Annotated in this window: 16 protein-coding genes; 12 read left to right on the top strand and 4 right to left on the bottom strand. The window is 62.2% G+C overall.

The features are described 5' to 3' along the window. Positions 1-2: 2 nt before the first annotated feature. From rnpA to WIX41_RS09090, 11 genes are all read left to right on the top strand, one after another. Complete coding sequence (gene rnpA / locus WIX41_RS09140; protein WP_214902958.1) at positions 3-491, top strand: ribonuclease P protein component; 489 nt, start codon at positions 3-5, stop codon at positions 489-491. After that, positions 491-2182, top strand: a complete 1692-nt coding sequence (yidC, locus tag WIX41_RS09135) for a membrane protein insertase YidC (protein WP_339446800.1) — start codon at positions 491-493, stop codon at positions 2180-2182. The genes rnpA and yidC overlap by 1 nt, the downstream gene beginning before the upstream one ends. 124 nt (positions 2183-2306) lie before the next feature. After that, a complete protein-coding gene (locus WIX41_RS09130) occupies positions 2307-4985 on the top strand; it encodes a polysaccharide deacetylase family protein (protein ID WP_339446798.1) in 2679 nt (892 codons plus the stop codon). Between the two features lie 3 nt (positions 4986-4988). Beyond that, entirely contained in the window at positions 4989-6332 is a 1344-nt protein-coding gene (gene mnmE / locus WIX41_RS09125; protein WP_339446796.1) for a tRNA uridine-5-carboxymethylaminomethyl(34) synthesis GTPase MnmE, read from the top strand. 183 nt (positions 6333-6515) lie between these two features. After that, positions 6516-7706 (top strand): tyrosine-type recombinase/integrase, encoded by a 1191-nt coding sequence (locus WIX41_RS09120; protein WP_339446795.1) that lies wholly within the window; start codon positions 6516-6518, stop codon positions 7704-7706. A 162-nt stretch (positions 7707-7868) separates the two neighbouring features. Then, the gene (locus WIX41_RS09115) at positions 7869-8186 is read left to right on the top strand and encodes a helix-turn-helix domain-containing protein (protein ID WP_339446794.1); all 318 of its coding nucleotides are present in this window, start codon (positions 7869-7871) and stop codon (positions 8184-8186) included. Positions 8187-8300: 114 nt separating this feature from the next. Continuing rightward, positions 8301-10679, top strand: a complete 2379-nt coding sequence (locus tag WIX41_RS09110) for a type I restriction-modification system subunit M (protein WP_409187350.1) — start codon at positions 8301-8303, stop codon at positions 10677-10679. A 110-nt stretch (positions 10680-10789) separates the two neighbouring features. Continuing rightward, a complete protein-coding gene (locus tag WIX41_RS09105; RefSeq protein WP_339446792.1) occupies positions 10790-12079 on the top strand; it encodes a restriction endonuclease subunit S in 1290 nt (429 codons plus the stop codon). 24 nt (positions 12080-12103) lie between these two features. Further along, positions 12104-13180 (top strand): virulence RhuM family protein, encoded by a 1077-nt coding sequence (locus WIX41_RS09100; RefSeq protein ID WP_339446790.1) that lies wholly within the window; start codon positions 12104-12106, stop codon positions 13178-13180. After that, positions 13177-16617, top strand: a complete 3441-nt coding sequence (locus WIX41_RS09095; protein ID WP_339446788.1) for a type I restriction endonuclease subunit R — start codon at positions 13177-13179, stop codon at positions 16615-16617. Before WIX41_RS09100 ends, WIX41_RS09095 begins: the two co-directional genes overlap by 4 nt. Continuing rightward, positions 16607-17194, top strand: a complete 588-nt coding sequence (locus WIX41_RS09090) for a hypothetical protein (protein ID WP_339446786.1) — start codon at positions 16607-16609, stop codon at positions 17192-17194. Before WIX41_RS09095 ends, WIX41_RS09090 begins: the two co-directional genes overlap by 11 nt. Positions 17195-17353: 159 nt before the next feature. Here WIX41_RS09090 and WIX41_RS09085 read toward each other — a convergent pair whose 3' ends face one another. Beyond that, positions 17354-17683 (bottom strand): AzlD domain-containing protein, encoded by a 330-nt coding sequence (locus tag WIX41_RS09085; RefSeq protein ID WP_339446784.1) that lies wholly within the window; start codon positions 17681-17683, stop codon positions 17354-17356. Between the two features lie 8 nt (positions 17684-17691). After that, positions 17692-18396: an AzlC family ABC transporter permease gene (locus WIX41_RS09080; RefSeq protein WP_339446782.1), complete on the bottom strand. Its 705-nt coding sequence runs from the start codon at positions 18394-18396 to the stop codon at positions 17692-17694. 340 nt (positions 18397-18736) lie between these two features. On the opposite strand from WIX41_RS09080, the gene WIX41_RS09075 reads away from it, so the two are divergent. After that, a complete protein-coding gene (locus WIX41_RS09075; protein WP_339446780.1) occupies positions 18737-19786 on the top strand; it encodes a glycerophosphodiester phosphodiesterase in 1050 nt (349 codons plus the stop codon). Between the two features lie 63 nt (positions 19787-19849). Here the strand turns inward: WIX41_RS09075 and WIX41_RS09070 are convergent, their stop codons facing one another. Both WIX41_RS09070 and WIX41_RS09065 read right to left on the bottom strand, forming a co-directional pair. Further along, positions 19850-20620 carry a rhomboid family intramembrane serine protease gene (locus tag WIX41_RS09070; protein WP_339446778.1) on the bottom strand — a complete coding sequence of 257 codons (771 nt, stop codon included), beginning with the start codon at positions 20618-20620 and terminating at the stop codon, positions 19850-19852. A gap of 99 nt (positions 20621-20719) precedes the next feature. After that, the gene (locus WIX41_RS09065) at positions 20720-21676 is read right to left on the bottom strand and encodes a TerC family protein (protein ID WP_339446776.1); all 957 of its coding nucleotides are present in this window, start codon (positions 21674-21676) and stop codon (positions 20720-20722) included. Between the last annotated feature and the right edge of the window lie 240 nt (positions 21677-21916).

Genomic DNA, 21916 nt, shown 5'->3' with positions numbered 1-21916 from the left:
CAATGCCGCTTCCTGCGGCAGACGCAATCCTGACTGTGAGCAGTTCCGACCCGCGCAAGCGATTTCCTCGCTCTGCGCGGGTTCGTACGCGTGCCGAATATACAACGGTCTTCAACGGCGCCCGCCGTGTGTCCGAACCGCTGATGACCCTGCACTGGCTGAAGAGCGACACGCCGGCCAGGCTGGGTCTTGCCGTTTCGCGCAAAGTCGATCCCCGAGCCGTGGGTCGCAACCGTATCAAGCGTGTGCTGCGTGATGCCACACGCCACCTACGGCCGTGGATGACTGCCGGCGATTATGTCGTAGTTGCCCGCAGTTCCGCCCGTACCGCAAGCAATTCCGAGATCCGCCAGGCCTTTGAACGCCTGCTGCGCCGGCTGGGCGCATTGCCCATGCCGGGCGCGGACGGCACAATGCCGCCGCCCGGGGTTGCACCCCTTTCCCAGTCCGAGCCGGCACCTGCTGCCGGCCCCGTCGAGCCTGCACGCTGATGAACCAGACCCGCGTTTTCCTGATTGTTGCCTGGCTGATGGTGGCCATCCTGCTGTGGATGCAGTGGGGTAGCGACAAGGCCCAGCCGGCGCCGAGCGCGCCGGTGGCCGCCCAGACCCAGGCACCGGTGCCGGGTGCGACGGGCACGGTGCCCGGCGCCAACGTGCCGCAGGCCCCGGGCAGTGCCCCGGCCCCCCAACCGACCGCGCAGGCCCAGGCCGGCGCACCGCGTGTGACCGTCACCACCGACGTGCTGCGCCTGGTGCTCGATGGCGGCACCGTGCTGGATGCGGAGCTGCTGCAGTTCCCGCAGACCAAGGACGAGGGCAGCCCTCCGGTGCGCCTGCTGACCGAAGAGCCGACCCACCCGTATCGCGCGGTGACCGGCTGGACCAGCCAGGACAAGAGCATGCCGGTGCCGGAAGCCAATGGCTTCACGCTGGTGGGCGATGCCAGGGACTTCGTGCTGGCCAAGGGCCAGAACGAGCTGCAGATCCCGTTCGTGTGGAATGGCCCGAACGGCGTGAGCATCCGCCGTACCTTCACCGTCAACCGCAATGAATATGCGGTCAAGGTCAAGGACGAAGTGATCAACGCCGGCACCACCCCGTGGAGCGGCTACGTGTACCGCACGCTGGACCGCACGCCGACGATCCTGTCGCGCAGCATGACCAACCCGGACTCGTTCAGCTTCAATGGCGCGACCTGGTTCGACAAGGACGGCAAGTACCAGCGCCGCGCCTTCAAGGACTACCTGGACGATGGCCCGCTCAACCAGCAGGTCACCGGTGGCTGGGTGGCGATGCTGCAGCACCACTTCTTCACCGCATGGGTGCCGCAGAAGGACCAGGCCGCGAACTACTCGCTGTCCCAGCATGATGGCCGCGACCAGATCCAGGCCACCGGCCCGGCGTTCACCGTGGCCCCCGGCCAGCAGGTGAGCAGCGAAGCGCGCCTGTGGGTGGGCCCGAAGCTGGTCAACCAGATCGCCAAGGAAGATGTGCCGGGCCTGGATCGCGTTGTCGATTACAGCCGCTTCTCGATCATGGCCGTGATCGGCCAGGGCCTGTTCTGGGTGTTGAACCAGGTCCACAAGGTCGTCAACAACTGGGGCTGGGCCATCGTGGGCCTGGTGGTGCTGCTGAAGCTGGTGCTGTATCCGCTGTCGGCGGTGCAGTACAAGAGCGGCGCGAAGATGCGTCGCTTCCAGCCGCGCATCGCGCAGCTCAAGGAGCGCTATGGCGACGACCGCCAGAAGTTCCAGACCGCGATGATGGAGCTGTACAAGAAGGAAAAGATCAATCCGATGGGCGGCTGCCTGCCGATCCTCATCCAGATGCCGATCTTCTTCGCGCTGTACTGGGTGCTGGTGGAATCGGTGGAACTGCGCCAGGCCCCGTGGCTGGGCTGGATCCAGGATCTGACCGCGCGCGACCCGTACTTCATCCTGCCGGTGATCAACGTGGCGGTGATGTGGGCCACGCAGAAGCTGACCCCGGCACCGGGCATGGACCCGATGCAGGCCAAGATGATGCAGATGATGCCGCTGATCTTCGGCGTCATGATGGCCTTCATGCCGTCCGGCCTGGTCCTGTACTGGGTGGTCAACGGCGGCCTGGGCCTGCTGCAGCAGTGGTGGATGACCAAGCGCCACGGCGGCGACCCGGTCCCGGCCACTGCCAAAAAATAACCGGTAGCAGACGACCGTTGGTCGTCTGGCCTTCGAAGAGAAACCCGCCACCCGGCGGGTTTTTCTTTGCCAGCGATACAATCGCCGGCACCACACCCCCCCGCACCACCCACCGAGTCCCTCCATGCCCCGTGCGTCGTCGTTGTTCCGCCTGCCATCCACTCTGCTGCTGACCCTGGCCATTGCCAGCTGCGGCAACAACGACCCCGCCGCCCCTGCAACGCCGACCCCGACGCAGCCCAGCGCGCAGGCCGCGGCATCTGCCGACCCGGCGGCCGCGCCGCTGCTCACCGCCCTGCAGAAACAGCTCGATGGCCACCGGCGCATCATCATGCTGCTGGCCGACGAAACGCAGCAATCGGCGCGCGACCGCGACACCTCCAGCCGCATCGGCCAGCAGCTGTTCCACGACGGGCTGGACCAGCGCCAGGCCATCGCCACGCAGTTCGATGCGCTGCTGCGCGGCAGCAGCCCGCAGCGCTTCACCACCCTGGGCACGGTGCTGGACTACATCGAATCGGCGCCCGAGCTGTACGATGCCGACCGCCTGGCCTTCCGCGAAATACTGCGCGATCTGCACGAACGCATCGGCACCGATTCTTCGCTGCCGGCGGTGAAGCTGCATCAGCGCGTGGGTGAAGACCTGGAGGCGCTCGATGAGATCGAGCGCAACTACAACCAGGAAATCACCAACATCTTCAGCCGTTTCGACCGCACCCGCGCGATCACCCTCAAGCGTGAGAAGTGGGACGACTACCTCGCGCACCTGCACACGCAGTACAGCCGCGAGGCGATCCTGCGCGACTACGGTGTGATCGAGCCATACCCGATGTCGATGAAGGACAGCGAGCGCGAGATCTTCGGCCGCGACCTGCCGCCCAGGACGGTGGTGCTTACCTTCGATGATGGCCCGCACAAGGCCTACACCGACGACGTGGTGGCCATCCTCAAGCGCTACGACGTGCCGGGTGTTTTCTTCGAAGTGGGCCGCAACCTGGGCGAGGTGCATGCCGATGGCAGCGTCAAGCTGGGCCCGATGGCCGCCATCAGCCGCAACCTGATGGAGCAGGGCTACGCGGTGGGCAACCACAGCCTGACCCACGCGCAGCTGTCGCGCACCACCGGCGATGCCTTGCGCCAGCAGGTGCTGGCCACCGACACGCTGCTGCGGGACGTGGACAAGCGCCGCGCGCCGTTGTTCCGCTTCCCCTATGGTGCGCGCAACGCCGAAGGCCTGCAGCTGCTCAACGAAGCAGGCCTGAAGTCGATCATGTGGAACATCGATTCGATGGACTGGGCCGACCCGGTGCCCGAATCGATCGTGCAGCGCGTGCTGGGCCAGGTACAGAAGGAACAGCGCGGCATCATCCTGTTCCACGACATCCACGACCGCGCGGTGAAAGCACTGCCGCAGATCCTGGACCGGCTGATTGCCGAGGGTTACCAGTTCGCCGGATGGAACGGCCGCGAATTCACCGTCAGCCGCCCGCGTAGCGCCGCCGCCAGCGAAGCCACGGTCACCACCGGCTACGAGAAGTCGTGGGCGATCGTGATCGGCATCGACGAGTACGCCAAGTGGCCACGGCTGGAATACGCCAGCCACGACGCGCAGGCCATCGCCGACACGCTCACCGGGCAGTTCAAGTTTCCGTCCTCGCAGGTGATCGTGCTGAAGGACAAGCAGGCCACCCGCAACAACATCCTGGCCGCGTTCCACGACCGCCTGGCCGACGACCGCACCGGCCGCAACGACCGCGTGTTCGTGTTCTTCGCCGGGCATGGCGCCACGCGCCGGTTGGCGTCGGGCCGCGACCTGGGCTACATCATCCCGGTGGATTCGGACCCCAACGAGTTCGCCACCGACGCCATTGCGATGACCGACATCCAGAACATCGCCGAAAGCATGCAGGCCAAGCACGTGATGTTCGTGATGGATGCCTGCTACAGCGGCTTGGGCCTGACCCGCGGCGGTCCATCGTCCTCGGCCTTCCTGCGCGAAAACGCCAAGCGCAGCGCGCGCCAGATGCTCACCGCCGGTGGCAGCGACCAGCAGGTGGCCGACAGCGGGCCGAACGGCCATTCGGTGTTTACCTGGGTGCTGCTGCAGGCGCTGGCAGGGAAGGGCGACCTCAATGGCGATGGCCTGATCACCGGGACCGAGCTGGCCGCCTACGTGGCGCCGGCGGTGTCGGCGGTGTCGCGGCAGACGCCGGCGTTCGGCAGCCTGCCCGGGTCACAGGGCGGCGAGTTCGTGTTCCAGGTGCCCGACAGCCAGGAATATCTCAATGCCGATACCAGCCAGCTGTCGGCGGATGCAATCGCGCTCAACAACCGGGTGGATGCGGCGCAGGACGCCAAGCCGCCGGGCGAGGCGCCGGTGACCGTGGCCGACCTGCAGGGCGGCAAGAGCACGCTGGTGGTGCCCGCTGCCGTGCCGACCTCGGACCGCCAACGTGCGCAGCAGGCCAACGACCGCGGCCTGCAGCTGTACCGCGAGAAGCGCTATGAGGAGGCCGTCGCCCAGTTCACCGAAGCGCTGAAGCTGCGCCCGGACTTCGCCCAGGCCGCCAACAACCTCGGCTTCGTCTACTACCGCCAGCAGCGTTACGCTGAAGCGGCGCGCTGGCTGGAAAACACGCTGAAGATCGACCCGTCGCGCGCCGTGGCCCACCTCAACCTGGGGGATGCGTACTTCCATGCCGGCGACAAGGCCAAGGCAAAGCAGGCCTACACCACCTACCTGGCGCTGCAGCCGCAGGGCAGCGGTGCTGCCCAGGCCCGCGCGCAGCTGGAGAAGCTCTGAGCCATGAACACTGCCACCGACACCATTGTTGCCATCGCCACCGCGCCAGGTGCCGGCGGCGTGGGCATGCTGCGGGTGTCCGGCCCGCAGGCGCTGCGCATCGCCGTTGACCTGGGCTGCCCGGCGCTGCAGCCACGGCACGCGCACTACGCGCGCTTCCGCGATGCGGCCGGCGAGGTGCTGGATGACGGCATCGCCCTGTACTTCCCGAATCCGCGCAGTTTCACCGGCGAAGACGTGGTGGAGCTGCAGGGTCACGGCAGCCCGGTGGTGTTGCAGCAGCTGGTGGGCCGCTGCATCGCACTCGGTGCGCGCCAGGCGCGGCCCGGCGAGTTCAGCGAGCGCGCCTTCCTCAACGGCAAGCTCGACCTGGCCCAGGCCGAGGCCATCGCCGACCTGATCGCCGCCAGCGATACCCGCGCTGCGCGCGCTGCGCGCCGTTCGCTGGACGGCGTGTTTTCGCGCCGCGTGGATGATGCCGGCGAGCAGCTGGTGCGCCTGCGCATCCACGTGGAGGCCGCCATCGACTTCGCCGACGAACCACTGGATACCCTGGGCGGCGAGCAGGTGCGGCTGGGCCTGGGTGAAGTGCTGCGCGCGTTGGTGACGCTGCGCGACGATGCCGAACGCGGCCGTCGCCTGCGCGATGGCCTGCACGCGGTGCTGGTCGGACCGCCGAATGCGGGCAAGAGCTCGCTGCTCAATGCATTGGCCGGCAGCGAACGCGCCATCGTCACCGACATCGCCGGCACCACCCGCGACACCCTGCGCGAAACCATCCGCATCGACGGGCTGGAACTGACCCTGGTCGACACCGCCGGCCTGCGCGAAGGCGGCGACGCGATCGAACGCGAAGGCATGCGTCGTGCGCGGGCCGAAATGCAGCGCACCGACCTGGCCATCATCGTGCTGGACGCCCGCGACCCGCAGGCCGGCCATGCGGCCGTGGCCGACGCGATAGCCGAGGTGCCGCTGCAGCTGTGGATCCACAACAAGAGCGACCTGCTCGAGGCCCTGCCGGCCGACATCGACGCCAACGTGGTGCACGTCTCGGCCGCCACCGGCCAGGGCCTGGACCGCCTGCACACGCGCCTGCGCGAGCTGGCCAGCGGCAGCGCCGGCGACAGCGTGGAAGGCGAGTTCTCAGCCCGCGCCCGTCACGTGGAGGCGATCACCCTGGCGATCGGTCACGCTGAGCGTGCCGAGTCCGAACTGGTGCACGAGCATCTGGAACTGGCCGCCGAGGAGCTGCGGCTGGCGCATGAGGCGTTGGGGGAGATCACCGGGCGGATGAGCGCCGATGATCTGCTGGGGCGGATTTTTTCGAGCTTCTGCATCGGGAAGTGATGTGGGGTCCAAGGACATCCACTGAAGTCTGCTGATGTACCTGTAAGCGGTATAAATAAAGGGATTTTTGTCTACTGAGTGATCCGGTGATACAGTCAAAGCTGCTCACTTTTATGTCCAAGTTTAGTTCCAAGTAGCTGGTTGATTGCTTTCTTCCTCCTACTTGGACATACGGAGGATGAGATGGCACTGACCGACACCGCACTCAAGGCGCTCAAGCCCAGAGACAAGACCTACACGGTCACCGACGACCGGGGGCTTCATGTGGAAGTGTTCCCGACCGGGGGCATCGTCTGGCGTTACCGCTACCGGCTGAATGGCAAGTACGAGAAGCTAACGCTGGGCAAATATCCCGCGCTGACGCTGAAGAACGCTCGCCTGAAACGGGATGAGGCGGCCCAGCAAGTAGCAATGGGCGAATCGCCGGCAAAGAAGAAGCAGCAAGCCAAGGTGGCTGGCGCAGAAGACGCCACCTTGGCCGAGTTCTCCGAGCGCTTCTTCAAGGACATCCAATCGCGCGACCGCAAGGATGTGACCATGCCTCGCCGCTACCTGGAAAAGGACATCCTGCCGCACATCGGCAGCAAGCCGGTTCGGGACATCAGCGCCGAGGACGTGCGCAGCGTCATCTGGCGCAAGAAGGAACAAGGCTTCGATGCCGCCGCAGGCCAGGTGCGCGGTCTGCTCAAGCGCATGTTTGACTACGCGCTGACCTGCGGCCTGATCCAGGCCAACCCGGTCATGGCCCTGCCAATGCGGCACGTTTACCGCGCCGCCGCCCGCGACCGAGCGCTGACGCCGGATGAAATCCGGCAGTTCCTGCGCGCCATGCAGACCTCCAACATCCGTCGCCAGTTCAAGATCGCCTTCCAGCTGATCCTGATGACACTGGTGCGCAAGTCCGAGCTGATGCTGGCGCAGTGGAAGGACGTGCATCTGGACGAAGGCGAATGGCATATTCCGGTCGAGAACTCCAAGACCGGCAAGCCACACATCGTCTACCCATCCACCCAGGCGCAAACGCTGTTCAAGGAACTCAAGCCGCTGGCCAGCAGCAGCGACTGGGTGCTGCCAGGGCGTGGCACCCTGGCCAAGCCCTTCGCCAACAATGCGCTGAACCAGGCGCTAAAGGTGTCCTTGCAGGGGCAGGGGATTCCTGCCTTCACCATCCACGACCTGCGGCGCACCGCATCGACGCTGCTGCACGAGCAGGGCTGGCCTTCGGATGTGGTGGAAAAGGCGCTGAACCACACCATCGGTGGAGTGCGTGGCGTCTACAACCGGGCGGAATATGCCGAGCAGCGGCGGGAGATGTTAAAGGCGTGGTCGAACTACATCGACGGGCTGGCACCGTCGGGGAATCTAGTGGTGTAGTCCATCCGGGGGGAAGACTATGGCCTTTTCCTTTTTTGGATAGGACCGTTGTCCCTTGATTGCCATTCCCTTGCCTTTTCCTTTGTGACGGGCATTTGTGATCGACGATGATTATCAGATACTGATACAATTTTGAGTCAACGTGTCATTGGATTTGCGATCATGAAGCGCTGCATTGTGGGTATCCGACAGCCAGAATGTTCGCCACCGAAGGGAAGCGAAGCGCCCAGCATTTGGTTTCCGTCACTGGCATCACTGGCAGCGGTGCTGTCGGACGACAACCGCCGCCTGCTGCGCCTGATCCACGACAAAGAACCCAAGTCTCTGACCGAACTGGCCGAACTCAGTGGCCGCAAGGTGCCGAACCTGTCGCGCACCCTGCGGATGATGGCCGATTACGGCCTAGTATCGCTGCAGCGCAATGTTCGGGATGTTCAGCCGACCGCATTGGCGACCGAGTTTTTGGTTCTGTTGGATTGATAGGTACGAACGGCTGGAACGTATTTGCCCCCATGGCTACGGCCACAAATCGACACACTCCAACTGCGGCTTGCTACTAACCATAATTTTGAATGAAGAATTGAAGCACTGATAATGCAGAAACGACAGCAAGACCAAAGCCAGATCAAGTGGGTTGCCGATTTCATCTGGAATATCGCTGACGACCGTCTGCGCGACGTGTACGTCCGTGGCAAGTACCGCGATGTGATCCTGCCCTTTACCGTGCTGCGTCGGCTCGATGCGGTGCTGGAGTCGACCAAACAGACGGTCCTGGAGCGCAAGAGACTGCTGGACAGTGCCAAAGTGGCGAATCAGGACGGAGCGCTTCAGGCCGCTGCCGGGCAAGCCTTCTACAACGTTTCCGAGTTCACCTTGGCCAAGCTCAAGGCCAGTGCCGCCGGACAGCGCCTGCGCGAGGACTTCATCGCCTATCTGGACGGTTTCTCGCCCAACGTGCAGGAAATTCTCACCAAGTTCAATTTCCGCAACCAGATCCAGAAGCTTGTGGATGCCCATATCCTCGGCTACCTGATCGAAGACTTCCTCGATCCCGAGGTCAATCTCTCGCCATTGCCGGTTAAGGATGCCGACGGACGCATCAAGCTGCCCGCGCTCGACAACCATGGCATGGGCACGGTGTTCGAGGAGTTGATCCGCCGTTTTAACGAAGAGAACAACGAAGAAGCGGGCGAGCACTTTACCCCTCGCGACGTCGTTCAACTCATGGCCAAGCTGCTGTTTCTACCTGTGGCCGACCGGATCGAGTCCAGCACTTATTCGCTGTACGACGGCTCTTGCGGCACGGGTGGCATGCTCACCGTAGCCGAGGAAGCCTTGCAGGAGCTGGCTGAACAGCACGGCAAGGAAGTATCCATACACCTGTTCGGGCAGGAAATCAGCGATGAAACCTACGCCATTTGCAAGGCCGACCTCCTGCTGAAAGGCGAAGGGGCAGAAGCGGAGAACATCGTCGGCGGGGCGGACAAATCCACGCTGTCCGCCGACCAGTTCCGTTCGCGCGAATTCGACTTCATGATCTCCAACCCGCCTTACGGCAAGAGTTGGAAGACCGATCTGGAGCGCATGGGCGGCAAGAAGGAGTTCAGCGACCCGCGCTTTATCGTCAACCACGGCGGCGATGCCGAGTTCAAGCTCATCACTCGCTCCAGCGACGGGCAGCTCATGTTCCAAGTGAACAAGCTGTCCAAGATGAAACATGACACCGCGCTCGGCAGCCGCATCGCCCTCGTCCACAACGGCTCGGCGCTATTCACTGGCGACGCTGGCCAAGGCGAAAGCAATATCCGCCGCTGGGTACTGGAGAACGACTGGCTGGAAGCCATCATCGCCCTGCCGCTCAACATTTTCTACAACACTGGGATCGCCACCTATATATGGGTGCTGGCCAACAAGAAAGCCGAGCACCGCAAGGGCAAGGTGCAGTTGATCGACGCGAGCCAGTGGTTCGCGCCGCTGCGACGCAATCTTGGCAAGAAGAACTGCGAACTGGCCGAGGGCGACATCCAGCGCATTCTCGACCTGTATCTGGGCGAAGCGCGGGAAACCGACTCTCATACCGATCAAAGCAAATGGTTCGACACGCAGGACTTCGGCTACTGGAAGATCACGGTCGAACGCCCACTGCGTCTGAAGAGCCAGTTGAAAACCAGCGCCATCGACACCCTGCGTTTCGCCAGTGGCGACGAGGCGCTGCGCACCGAGATCTACGCCGAGCATGGCGACAAGCTCTACACCAGCTTTGCCAAGCTGAAGCCCGAAATCGAAGCCTGGCTCAAGGGTGGCAGCGACGACGATGACGACACCGAGGATGGTGACGAAGACCACGCACCCGCAAAGAAAGCCGTGCCGGAAAAGCGCCGCAAGAAATTGCTCGATGCCGCGACCTGGCAACGCGACAAGGGGCTGCTCGATCTGGCGCTGCTGGCGCAACAGGTTCTGGGCGACGCCGTGTTCGATGACCACAACGTCTTCCGAGCGGAATTCGATGCGGCGATGAAGGCGCATGACAAAAAGCTCCCTGGAGCGGACAAGAAAGCCATATTCAAGGCGGTGAGCTGGCGCGACGACACCGCGCCAGCGGTGGTGGCCAAGCGGCACAAACTCAAAGCCAGTGATGCCTTCGTCCCGGGCTTCGATGGCCGTTATCTCATCGAAACGGGCAAGCATCGTGAAGTCGTCTGGTACGAGCCGGATACCGATCTGCGCGACACCGAGCAGGTGTCTTTGAAGGAACCGGGTGGCATCGACGCCTTCTTCGAGCGCGAGGTGTTGCCACACGCCCCGGATGCGTGGATCGACGGCGAGAAGACCCAGATCGGCTATGAAATTTCCTTCGCCCGCTACTTCTACAAGCCGACGCCGCTGCGTTCGCTGGACGACATCCGCGCCGACATCCTGAAGCTGGAGCAGCAGACGGAAGGTTTGTTGCACAAGATTGTGGGGACAGCTTGATGCCAGCAACGAGCAGATATCCTAGCTACCGTGTATCCGGCCTCCCTTGGGTACCGCAGGTACCCGAAGGTTGGCAGGTTCTGCGTAATGGACGGTTGTTTGGCCATCGCGTGGAAACCGGCTTTCCTGATCTGCCTATTCTGGAAGTGTCGCTGCGCACCGGCGTGCGTGTGCGCGATATGGACAACCTGAAGCGCAAGCAGGTCATGAGCCAGAAGGAGAAGTACAAGCGTGCCGTCAAGGGTGACATTGCCTACAACATGATGCGCATGTGGCAGGGCGCGGTCGGCCCCGCGCCAGAGGATGGCTTGGTCAGCCCTGCTTATGTCGTGGTCAAGCCCTATGCAGAAGCCAACAGCACCTATTTCAGCTACTTGTTCCGCACTGCGGCTTACATGCAAGAGGTGAACAAGTTCTCTCGTGGCATCGTGGCTGACCGCAACCGTCTGTATTGGGAATCCTTCAAGCAGATGCCATCGCTGGTTCCGCCGTGCCCCGAGCAAAACCAGATCGTCGCCTACCTGCGCGCGCAAGACGCGCACATCGCCCGTTTCATCAAGACTAAGCGCGATCTTATTGCGCTGCTGACGGAACAGAAGCTGCGCATCATCGACCACGCTGTCACGCGCGGTCTTGATGCATCGGTCAAGCTTAAGCCTTCCGGCATCGCATGGCTGGGGGAGGTGCCGGCGCATTGGGAAATGCAGCGACTGAAAAACATAGCAGATGTCGTCTTGGGCAAGATGCTAACTATGGAAGCCAAAGACGGGGATGGTGAGTTCAAGCCTTATTTACGCTCCACTAACGTGCAGTGGCTCAAGCCCGATGTACGCGATGTGAAAGAAATGTGGGTTGCCCAGACCGAAATGCAGCAGCTTCGCGTTCGAAAAGAAGATTTGCTGGTCAGCGAAGGGGGGGAAGTCGGGCGGGCCTGCTTGTGGGGGGACGAATTGCCCGAGTGCTACATCCAGAATTCAGTGCATCGTGTCGCAGCTAAGCCAACAATGCTACCTGAATTCCTGCTACATCAGTTTTTCATCTATGGCAAACAAGGTCGCTTTAACGCCATCGTCAACCGTGTAAGCATCGCGCATCTGACACGCGAAAAGCTCGTGACCATCCCATTCACGGTTCCGCCTATCGAAGAGCAGAAAGCCATCTGTCGCTGGATTGCCGACGGATGCCAGCCGCTTGACGAAGCCATCGCCCGCGCCGAGGACGAGATTAAGCTGATCCGCGAATACCGCGACCGCCTGATCGCCGATGCCGTCACCGGTCAAGTAGACCTGCGCGGTTGGCGGCCTGGACCGGATGATGTGGTGAGCGACGACGAACTTGCTGCGCTGGGTGATGATGACGCAGGCAGCAGCGACGAGGAGGGCGCCGATGGTGAAGACTGACCTAGCCAGCCCGCTGGAGCACCCATGAAAAAGGCCGATAAAACGACGCAAACCGCGCTGGTGCGCTCCTCAGCGGCGGAATACCTGACGTTCATTGCGGCCACCGGGCAGGGCGGCGTGGAGGCCGTGTACGCCGACGAAAACGTCTGGCTGACGCAAAAAATGATGGCTCAGCTCTACGACGTGGATGTGCGCACCGTCAACTACCACCTGAAGAAAGTGTTTTCCGACAGCGAGTTGCAGGCGGAAGCAGTTATCCGAAAATTTCGGATAACTGCTTCCGACGGCAAAAGCTACGACACCCAGCACTACAACCTCGCGGCCATCATCGCCGTGGGCTACAAGGTGAACTCCGAGCGCGCCGTGCAGTTCCGCAAGTGGGCGACGACCATCGTTGAGGAGTTCGCAGTCAAGGGCTACACGATGGACGATCAGCGCCTGAAAAGCGGTGGCTCCGTCCTGACAGAACGCTACTTCGAGGAGCAGCTCCAGCGCGTTCGTGAGATTCGCCTGTCCGAACGCAAGTTCTACCAGAAGATCACCGACATCTACGCCACGTCCATCGACTACGACGTGACGGCGAAAGCCACCAAACGCTTCTTCGCCACGGTGCAGAACAAGCTGCACTGGGCCATCCACGGGCAGACGGCAGCAGAAGTCGTCCATACCCGCGCCGACGCCAACAAGCAGCATATGGGACTGACCACGTGGACGGATGCACCATTAGGAAAAATCCAGAAGTTCGATGTGGCGGTCGCCAAGAACTATTTGACCGAAGACGAAATGGCGCAACTTTCCCGGCTGGTAAATGCGTATCTGGATGTGGCTGAAAGCATGGCGCTGCGCAAGATCCCCATGACCATGCAGGATTGGGAAACGCGCCTGAACCGCTTCATCGAGGCGACTGACCGCGAGGTGCTGCAGGACGCGGGCCGAGTCACCGCCGAAATCGCCAGGGCGCACGCCGAAAGCGAATTCGAGAAATACCGCATCGTGCAGGACAGGCTGTTCGAAAGCGATTTCGATCGTCTGCTCAAGCAGATCGAACCGCCGCACCAACTCGACAATAAGCCGGGAAAGAAGAAGGGAGACGACGCATGAAACCCACCGATACCAGCGAGAAGGCACTGGAGCAATTGATCGTGCGCCACCTGGCGGGTATCAGCGAGCATGCTTCCGTTCCTCCAAATGCCGTACAGAGTCCGGGGGCCATCTATGCACTGGGCGGCTACGTACTGGGCCGAGCGACGGATTTCAACCGCGATGTGGCGCTGGATACCGTGCAACTGCTGGCCTTTCTGCAAGCCACGCAGCCTGATGCGGTGGAAACGCTGGAGTTGGCGCACGAGGGCATCAAGCGCACACAGTTCCTGCATCGCCTGCAAGGCGAGATCACCAAGCGCGGTGTGGTGGATGTGCTGCGCAAGGGCGTAAGCCATGGGCCGGTGAGGGTCGATCTCTACAGGCTGCTGCCCACGCCGGGCAACACCAACGCCGCCGAGGCCTTTGGCCGGAACATCTTCAGCATCACCCGGCAGGTACGCTACAGTCACGACTCCGGCAACGAACTCGACCTGGTGATCTTCGTCAACGGCCTGCCGGTGCTGACCTTCGAGTTGAAAAACTCGCTGACCAAGCAGACCGTGGCCGATGCCATCGTCCAGTACCAGAGCACACGCAGCCCGCAGGAGCTGCTGTTCCAGCCGGGGCGCTGCATCGCGCACTTCGCGGTAGACGATGCCGAGGTGTATTTCTGCACGGAGCTGAAGGGCAAGGCGTCGTGGTTCCTGCCATTCAACCAGGGCTGGAACAACGGTGCGGGCAACCCGCCCAACCCCAACGGCTTGAAGACCGATTACCTGTGGAAGCAGGTGCTGGCCAAGGAATCGCTGGCCAACATCATCGAAAGCTTCGCGCAGGTGGTGGATGAGCAGGAAACCGACGCCGCCACAGGGCGGAAGAAGAAAAAGCGCAAGCCGGTGTTTCCCCGCTTCCACCAGTTGCGCACCGTGCGCGCCCTGCTGCGCCGCACTCGCAGCGACGGTGTGGGCAAGCGTTACCTGATCCAGCACTCGGCAGGCAGCGGCAAGAGCAACACCATTGCTTGGCTGGCGCACCAGTTGGTGGAGTTGCGCAGCGTAGCCGACCCTTTGATGCCGCAGTTCGATTCCATCATCATCATCACCGACCGGCGTGCGCTGGATACGCAGATCGCGCGCACTATCAAGGGCTACGATCATGTGGCTTCGATTTTCGGCCATTCCGACAACGCGCAGGAACTGCGCGACTACCTGCGCCGGGGCCGGAAGATCATCGTGACCACGGTGCAGAAGTTTCCCTTCATCCTCGAAGAAATCGGCGACCTGTCGGGCAGGAAGTTCGCGCTAATGATCGACGAGGCGCACTCCAGCCAGGGCGGCAAGACCACGGCCAGGATGCATGAAGCCCTTTCCGGCAAGACCGACGAGGAGGCTTTCGAGGAAGACGCGACGCAGGACGCGGTGAACACCGAGATCGAGAAGCGCATTCAGTCGCGTCGGATGCTGTCCAACGCCAGCTACTTCGCCTTCACCGCCACGCCCAAGAACAGGACACTGGAACTGTTCGGCGAGAAGACCGTGGTGGGCGACAAGGTGGAATTCCGCTCGCCAGAGGAACTGACCTACACCACCAAACAGGCGATACAGGAGGGTTTCATCCTCGACGTGATTGCCCACTACACCACGCTGGACAGTTTCTACCAGGTCGCCAAGACGGTGGAGAGCGATCCGGACTTCGACAAGGCCAGGGCCTTGAAAAAGATCCGCCACTACGTCGAATCCCACGACAAGGCCATCCGGCGCAAGGCGGAGATCATGGTCGATCACTTCGTTGCACAGGTGATGGGCGCCAAGAAGATCGGTGGCAAGGCGCGGGCAATGATCGTCTGCAATGGCATTGCACGGGCCATCGACTACTGGCGCGAGGTGTCGGATTACCTCGAACAGATGAAGAGCCCGTACAAAGCCATCGTCGCGTATTCGGGCGAGTTCGAGATTGGCGGCGAGAAGAAGACCGAGGCTGACCTCAATGACTTCCCGAGCAAGGAGATTCCGGACAGGCTCAGGCAAGACCCGTATCGCTTTCTCATCGTCGCCAACAAGTTCGTCACTGGCTTCGATGAACCGCTGCTGCATACGATGTATGTCGACAAGAAGCTGGCGGGCGTACAAGCGGTGCAGACGCTATCACGCCTGAATCGAGCGCACCCGCAAAAGCATGACACCTTTGTGCTGGACTTCGCCGACAACGCCGAAGCAGTGAAGAAGGCGTTCCAAGACTACTACCGCGCTACGATCCAGACCGGTGAAACCGATGCCAACAAGCTGCATGACCTGAAGGCCGACCTCGATGACAAGCAGGTATACAGCTGGACGCAGGTAGAGGACTTGGTGGCGCTGTATCTCAGTGGTGCCGACCGAGAAAAACTCGATCCCATCCTCGATCATTGCGTCGAGCAGTACCAGGCCCATCTGGATGAGAACAACCAGGTCGAGTTCAAGGGCAAGGCCAAAACCTTCGTGCGCAGCTACGGCTTCCTCGCCGCGATCCTGAGCTACGGCCATCCGGCATGGGAGAAGCTGTCGATCTTCCTGAACTTTCTCATCCCGAAGCTGCCCGCGCCGAAGGAAGAGGATCTGTCGAAGGGCGTACTCGAGTCCATCGATATCGACAGCTACCGTGTTGAAGCGCGGGCCGCACTCAAGATGGCGATGGACGATACCGACGCCACGGTCGAAGTGGCACCGGTAGGTGGCGGTGGTGGCAAGGGCGAGCTGGATATCGACAAGCTGTCGAACATCCTCAAGACCTTCAACGATCTTTTCGGCAACATCGACTGGAAGGATGCCGACAAGATCGGCAAGGTCATCGCCGAGGAAATTCCGGTGCGCGTGGCGCGGGACAAAGCGTATCAGAACGCGCAGGCCAACTCCGACCGCCAGAACGCCAAGTTGGAGCACGACAAGGCACTCAACCGGGTGGTGCTGGAGCTGCTGTCCGACCATACAGAATTGTTCAAGCAGTTCAGCGACAACCCGAATTTCAAACGCTGGCTGACGGACATGGTGTTCGATGTGACGTACCAGCAGAACTCTGACCATGGTGTACAGGATGTCCGTATGCGTGCATTGGACATTGTTCGGGACAGATTCGGTGCTGCGGTGGTCTGGTCACAAGCCGTGGATAGGCTACTGGATGGATTGGCGGCGGGGGGTAGGAACAGTCTGGGTATTGCCGATCTCGCCCTCATCGAAGAGACCAGCGGGCTGTCGGTGAGCCATGTTCTGTTTCCCGTTCTGAACCTGCTATCGGCCCACGATGTCGGAATCCTGAATCGAGAGTTTGTCAGTGTAGGCAGCTCGGATACTCCAGAGAAGATGAGTTTCGACGGGGTGCGCCTATTGGCGCAGGAAGATCCGGATGGCGACGACTGGGCTGAACGACTGTCAATTCGTTGGGCGCTTCAAGATGCACAGAGGATTGCGCATGGGCGATAGTCTGAAAACACTGTTGGGATGGTTTCCCGTGCTTCGAAAATTATTTCAAGCCAGAACGGCGGAGGACTTCGACGACTTTCTTGACCTTCATTTCGCGGATTGTGTTCAGCGCATGGAAGCTGAAGCCCATCACCTGACTGATGACAGAGAAGAAAAGCTGTCCGCTTTCCTGGCGGCAGCTCTGAGGATGCCGGGCCTTGCTGTCACGCGTGAGGGATACAGCAATGGGCGAGTCGATCTGATGATCCAGGTCGAGAGCATGATGTTTCCAGAGCAGCGACTGGCTGAGGCTAAGATCTATGCAGGACCCGCGTATCACGCGCAAGCGATCGAACAGCTGGTTTCCCGCTACTCCTCTGGGCGACAAGGCCGTGGCTATGTCATCGAGTACTTCAAGAAGCCTGGCATTGCTGAACTGGTGCTCAAATTGCGAAAAAAGGCAGATGCCGATCTTCCCGTGCATCAGCACGGAGCGACATTCGATCACCCGATGAAGTGGGCTTACGTCAGCACTCACACGCATGTGAGTGCAGAGCTGATTCATGTCGTGCATGTCAATGTGAATCTTCACCGGTGACATCATGGCAGGAAAGATTCCCTGTGGAGTGCCACGAAATGCGAGGCAATAGCCGGGCGATTACCTCAAGTCAGATGCGGATCTGGTGCAGCAGGTTGTTGGCTTAAAATCATTAACATACATACTATAAGAGCCTTCTTCATCGGAAGTGATGCACACTCATCCGATAAGGTGAGAGAGAAGGCCATAGGCAAGTGCGCCCGACAGCGTAGGAATCGCTACACCGCCGCGACATGTCCAGCGCACAAGAGCGACACACGCCAGTGCCATTGCTGCGATGAGAATCCTGCCTGCATCGGCACCGCTGCCCAGAGTGGCGAGTATTGAGGCGACCATCAGCGCTGAAATGGCAGCAGGACCCACGCCCGCCAGCCACCTTTGCAATCTCTGGGCCTTGGGACTCGCATCTCCACCCTGGCGCGTACGCCAGAGCGGAAACCAGCGCAGCAGAAAGGTTCCCAGGCCGCAGAGGACAATCAACCAGACCATGTCGCTTTTCAACGCGGTCCCCTGGTTGCCAGGGCGTGCCCCAATGCGCCGACCACAATGCTCAACGCAAGTGCATGGTGGCTCGCCATGAAAGATCCCGATAGAAGCGCTGTGCCTGCAGCCGCCACAATGGGCACGTGCCAGCGTCGCAAACCGGTCTCCATCAGCAGTGAAAGGAACAGCGCCGGCAAGACGAAGCCCAGCCCTTCTCGCACAGCAGCGGGCCAAAGATCTACTACTCGCACGAACACGACGCCGAGAACGGTGCCGCCGACCCAGGCCACAAATGCGCCTGCCTGTAGACCCAACAACCAATGGTCACGCTGATCCTGCGGAACCGAGGACATTCTGCTTATTGCGGTCGCTAAGACTTCATCGGTCAGACCAAACGCCAGCCACGGCGATGCCAGTCTGCCGCTGCCGCCTGACGCCGCCGCCACCACTGCAGGACCATAAAGCGCATGACGGGCATTCATCAGCAGCACCGTTGGAATCGCCGTCAACAGCCCCGCGCCGGACGTGATCAACGAGATGAGCACGAACTGACTGGCACCGGCATATACCACCAGCGATATCAGCACCGCCATGTCGGCAGGCACGCCGGCCTGAATCGCGGCGACACCAAACGAGAAGCCAATGGGGATGTATCCCACGGCAATGGAGACGCTGGTGACCACGCCACCACACAGACCTTTTAATGCCGCAGCCTTCATGAGCAGGCCACAGGCATCCGGAACAAGGTGCCACGCATGTTGGATTCCACGATGCGCTCCGTCGGGAACAGGGTTCGTGAAATGTACGCACCCGTTTCCACCCGCAAGTGCGACCCAGCGCCCAAAGTCGAAACCACGCCTGACGTCCTTGTCCCGTTCCGGATAAACCGCGACCCATGTCTCCCTTTCTTCCCGCTGTAACACCGTCCCCCTACAATGCCGCACGTCTATTCCGGCCCTAGCCGCATCGGTGGGGCGGTACCAACAGGGGTCTGCAGTGTCGAAGTCGTTGTGGGGTTGTGCATTACTGTTCTCGCTGGCCGTGGCACCATCGGTGGCCATGAGTGCTGAATCTTCCCCACCCGCGTCGCGCAAGGCGGCGGTCTATGGCCACCGCGGCGCCAGTGCGCTGCTGCCCGAGCACACCTTGGCCGCGTATGCGCAGGCCATTGCCGATGGTGCCGACTACATCGAGCCCGACCTGGTGATGACCAGGGACGGTGTGCTGGTGTCGCGCCACGAGAACGAGATCAGCGGCACCACTGATGTGGCCGCCCATCCCGAGTTCGCCAGCCGCAAGACCAGAAAAACCATTGATGGCGAACGCATCGAAGGTTGGTTCACTGAAGACTTCACCCTGGCCGAGCTGAAGACGCTGTATGCCCGTGAGCGCTTGCCGCAGCTGCGCAGCACCGCCTTCGACGGCCAGTTCCGCATTGCCACGCTGGACGAAATCGTCACCTTCCTGGTCCAGCAGGCCGGCCGTGCCGGGCGCGGGATTGGCCTGGTGCCGGAGATCAAGCACGGCACCTACTTCAAGAGCATCGGCCTGCCGATGGAAGACCTGCTGGTGAAGACCCTGCAGGCCAACCCGTACACCCGCGTGGCGCCGGTAACGATCCAGTCGTTCGAAGTGGGCAACCTGCGTTACCTGCGCAGCAAGCTCGGCCGCGACAGCAACATCCGCCTGCTGCAGCTGCTGGGCGACCCCAAGCAGCAGCCGGGCGACGTGTTGGCCGCCAAGGGCAGCCAGCACTACGCGGACATGATCACGCCGGCAGGGCTGGAGCAGATTGCCGGCTATGCCGATGGGATCGGCCCCAACCTGCGCATGGTGATTCCGCTGGATGCGAGTGGCCGCCTGGGCACGCCGACGACGCTGGTGCGGGATGCGCACGCGGCGGGGTTGCTGGTGGTGCCGTATACGTTCCGGCCCGAGAATTCCTTCATGGCCGCCGAGTTCCGCAAGGGCGAGGCGACTGCGCGCAACCCCGAGGGGTCGGTGGCGGAAATGCGCGCCTATCTGGCGACGGGGATCGATGCGTTCTTCACCGACGATCCGGCCTTGGGGCGGCGCGCGGTGGACGGAGAGTCGAACGTGGCACGGTGATGCGAGGGCCGGGCAGAGCCCGGCGCTACGTAGAGCCGGGCTCTGCCCGGCTGAGGAACCCGGTTACTGCCCGTCAGGCCGGCGGAACGGCAACACAACGAAATCCCGTCCTTCGCGCGGCTGCCACAACACCGGCACACGGTGGGGCGAGGGCGGTTCCAGGTCGCTGTCGCGTGGTGCGTCCAGCTCGTCCTCGTCTTCCTCCTCCCAGCTGTACCGCTTGCGCGGGGTCATCGGGTCGCTCAGGCGGAACAGCAGCGCGCTGATGATGCCGGCGAACGCACCGCCCATGTGCGACTGCCAGGATACGCCCGGCTCGTGCGGGAGGATGGTGATCAGCATGCTGCCGTAGAACAGGAAGGCGATCAGGCCGGCGGCAATGGCCGGGCGGTCGCGGCGCAGCAGACCCAGCACGAACACCAGGAACATCAGGCCGTGGGTGATGCCGCTGGCACCCAGGTGGCGGCTGCCGATGTCGCCCAGCAGCCAGGCGCCGAGCCCGGAGCCGATCCACAGCAGCGGGAATGCACGCAGGGTCGCCTTTGGATAGACGCTGCCAGCCAAAGTGCCAAGAATTAATAGGGCGAAGCTATTGGCAGCCAGATGCTGGACCGAGCCATGCAGCAGCGGCGCACCCAGGATGCCGAGCAGGCCGGCGCTTTCCAGCGGGGCTACGGCCCAGGGACGCCAGTCGAAGTGGCCCTGCGCGGTGAACACCGCCACCAGCACCAGCACGAAGGCCAGGCTCAGGTTGAACGCCCGCACCACGCGGCCGCGGTCGTTACGGGGAGTGACCGGCGGCTCGCCGGCAGGCAGGGGCAGGTTGGCGTTCATATCCAAAGGAATTGCGTCGCGTCCGCCTGAACACAAGGGCAACGCGGCGGGAGACAGAGGTGCCGCCGACGGGACAATCCCGCCGGCGGCGATCAGGCGTTACGCGTCGCCGGTCTTGGGCGGGTTCTTCAGGCTCAGCACCACGGTAGCGGCAATGATCACCGCGACCACGCCCAGCGAGATCGGGGTGGGGATCTTGAAGATGTCGATCAGCATCATCTTGGCGCCGATGAAGGCCAGCACCAGGGCCAGGCCGTACGGCAGCAGGTGGAAGCGATCGGCCATGCCGGCCAGCAGGAAGAACATGGCGCGCAGGCCCAGCACCGCAAACACATTGGAGGTGAGCACGATGAACGGGTCGGTGGTGATGGCGAAGATCGCCGGGATGCTGTCCACCGCGAAGATCACGTCGGTGACCGCAATCAGGATCAGCACCACGAACAGCGGGGTGTACCAGCGCTTGCCGTCGCGCATGACGCTCAAGGCATTGCCGGCGTAATCAGGCAGCAGGCGCAGGTGCCTGCGCATCCAGCGCAGGGCAGGGTTGGCTTCCAGGTCTGGCTCCTGGCCGGCCGAGAACCACATCTTCCAGCCGGTGAAGAGCAGGAACGCGCCGAACACGTAGAGCAGCCAATGGAACTTGGTAAGCAGCACACTGCCGGCGAAGATCATGATGGTACGCAGCACGATCGCACCCAGGATGCCGATGATCAGTACCTTCTGCCGCTGTTCCTCAGGCACGGCGAAGTAACCCATGATCATCAGGAACACGAAGATGTTGTCCACCGCCAGGGCCTTCTCGACCAGGTAACCGGTCAGGAACTCCAGGCCGACCTTGTTGGCCACCACCTGGCCGGCGGTCTCGTTCAGGTAGTACCAGAGACCACCGTTGAAGGCCAGGGCGAGGGCGACCCAGCCGATCGACCACCACAGGGCCTCCTTGAAGGTCACCTTGTGCGGGCCGCCGTGTCGCATGAGTACCAGATCGACCAGCAGCGCGATGATCACCACCGTGCCGAAGCCGCCCCACAACCACAAATTACCGATCGTCTGCATGGGTTTTCCGTTGAATGAATGAAATGCCTCAAGCCGGACGGCGAGGATCTGCAACGGAGGATCGGAGGGGATCCGGGGACAGAGCTTCGCCATACGGCGAAGGTCTCGCTCGCAGTCCCACCGGGTGGGACTGCCGTTGCACCGGAGCCTGCGGGCTCGAATTGACGGCGACAACGTCTGGGAGCTACTCCCCTTCTGGCGCCGATTCTGCGGGCTGAATGGGGTGGCGTCAAATCGGCG

It is taken from the genome of Stenotrophomonas sp. AB1(2024), from assembly GCF_037482345.1.
Classification (GTDB): Bacteria; Pseudomonadota; Gammaproteobacteria; order Xanthomonadales; family Xanthomonadaceae; genus Stenotrophomonas.
This window is presented reverse-complemented; position numbering and strand designations above follow the sequence as displayed.

What these genes read in the sequence shown, in the direction of transcription:
- rnpA (WP_214902958.1), top strand. Translation starts at nt 3, where the DNA reads ATGCCGCTTCCTGCGGCAGACGCAATCCTGACTGTGAGCAGTTCCGAC.
- yidC (WP_339446800.1), top strand. Translation starts at nt 491, where the DNA reads ATGAACCAGACCCGCGTTTTCCTGATTGTTGCCTGGCTGATGGTGGCC.
- WIX41_RS09130 (WP_339446798.1), top strand. Translation starts at nt 2,307, where the DNA reads ATGCCCCGTGCGTCGTCGTTGTTCCGCCTGCCATCCACTCTGCTGCTG.
- mnmE (WP_339446796.1), top strand. Translation starts at nt 4,989, where the DNA reads ATGAACACTGCCACCGACACCATTGTTGCCATCGCCACCGCGCCAGGT.
- WIX41_RS09120 (WP_339446795.1), top strand. Translation starts at nt 6,516, where the DNA reads ATGGCACTGACCGACACCGCACTCAAGGCGCTCAAGCCCAGAGACAAG.
- WIX41_RS09115 (WP_339446794.1), top strand. Translation starts at nt 7,869, where the DNA reads ATGAAGCGCTGCATTGTGGGTATCCGACAGCCAGAATGTTCGCCACCG.
- WIX41_RS09110 (WP_409187350.1), top strand. Translation starts at nt 8,301, where the DNA reads ATGCAGAAACGACAGCAAGACCAAAGCCAGATCAAGTGGGTTGCCGAT.
- WIX41_RS09100 (WP_339446790.1), top strand. Translation starts at nt 12,104, where the DNA reads ATGAAAAAGGCCGATAAAACGACGCAAACCGCGCTGGTGCGCTCCTCA.
- WIX41_RS09095 (WP_339446788.1), top strand. Translation starts at nt 13,177, where the DNA reads ATGAAACCCACCGATACCAGCGAGAAGGCACTGGAGCAATTGATCGTG.
- WIX41_RS09090 (WP_339446786.1), top strand. Translation starts at nt 16,607, where the DNA reads ATGGGCGATAGTCTGAAAACACTGTTGGGATGGTTTCCCGTGCTTCGA.
- WIX41_RS09085 (WP_339446784.1), bottom strand. Translation starts at nt 17,683, where the DNA reads ATGGTCTGGTTGATTGTCCTCTGCGGCCTGGGAACCTTTCTGCTGCGC.
- WIX41_RS09080 (WP_339446782.1), bottom strand. Translation starts at nt 18,396, where the DNA reads ATGAAGGCTGCGGCATTAAAAGGTCTGTGTGGTGGCGTGGTCACCAGC.
- WIX41_RS09075 (WP_339446780.1), top strand. Translation starts at nt 18,737, where the DNA reads ATGAGTGCTGAATCTTCCCCACCCGCGTCGCGCAAGGCGGCGGTCTAT.
- WIX41_RS09070 (WP_339446778.1), bottom strand. Translation starts at nt 20,620, where the DNA reads ATGAACGCCAACCTGCCCCTGCCTGCCGGCGAGCCGCCGGTCACTCCC.
- WIX41_RS09065 (WP_339446776.1), bottom strand. Translation starts at nt 21,676, where the DNA reads ATGCAGACGATCGGTAATTTGTGGTTGTGGGGCGGCTTCGGCACGGTG.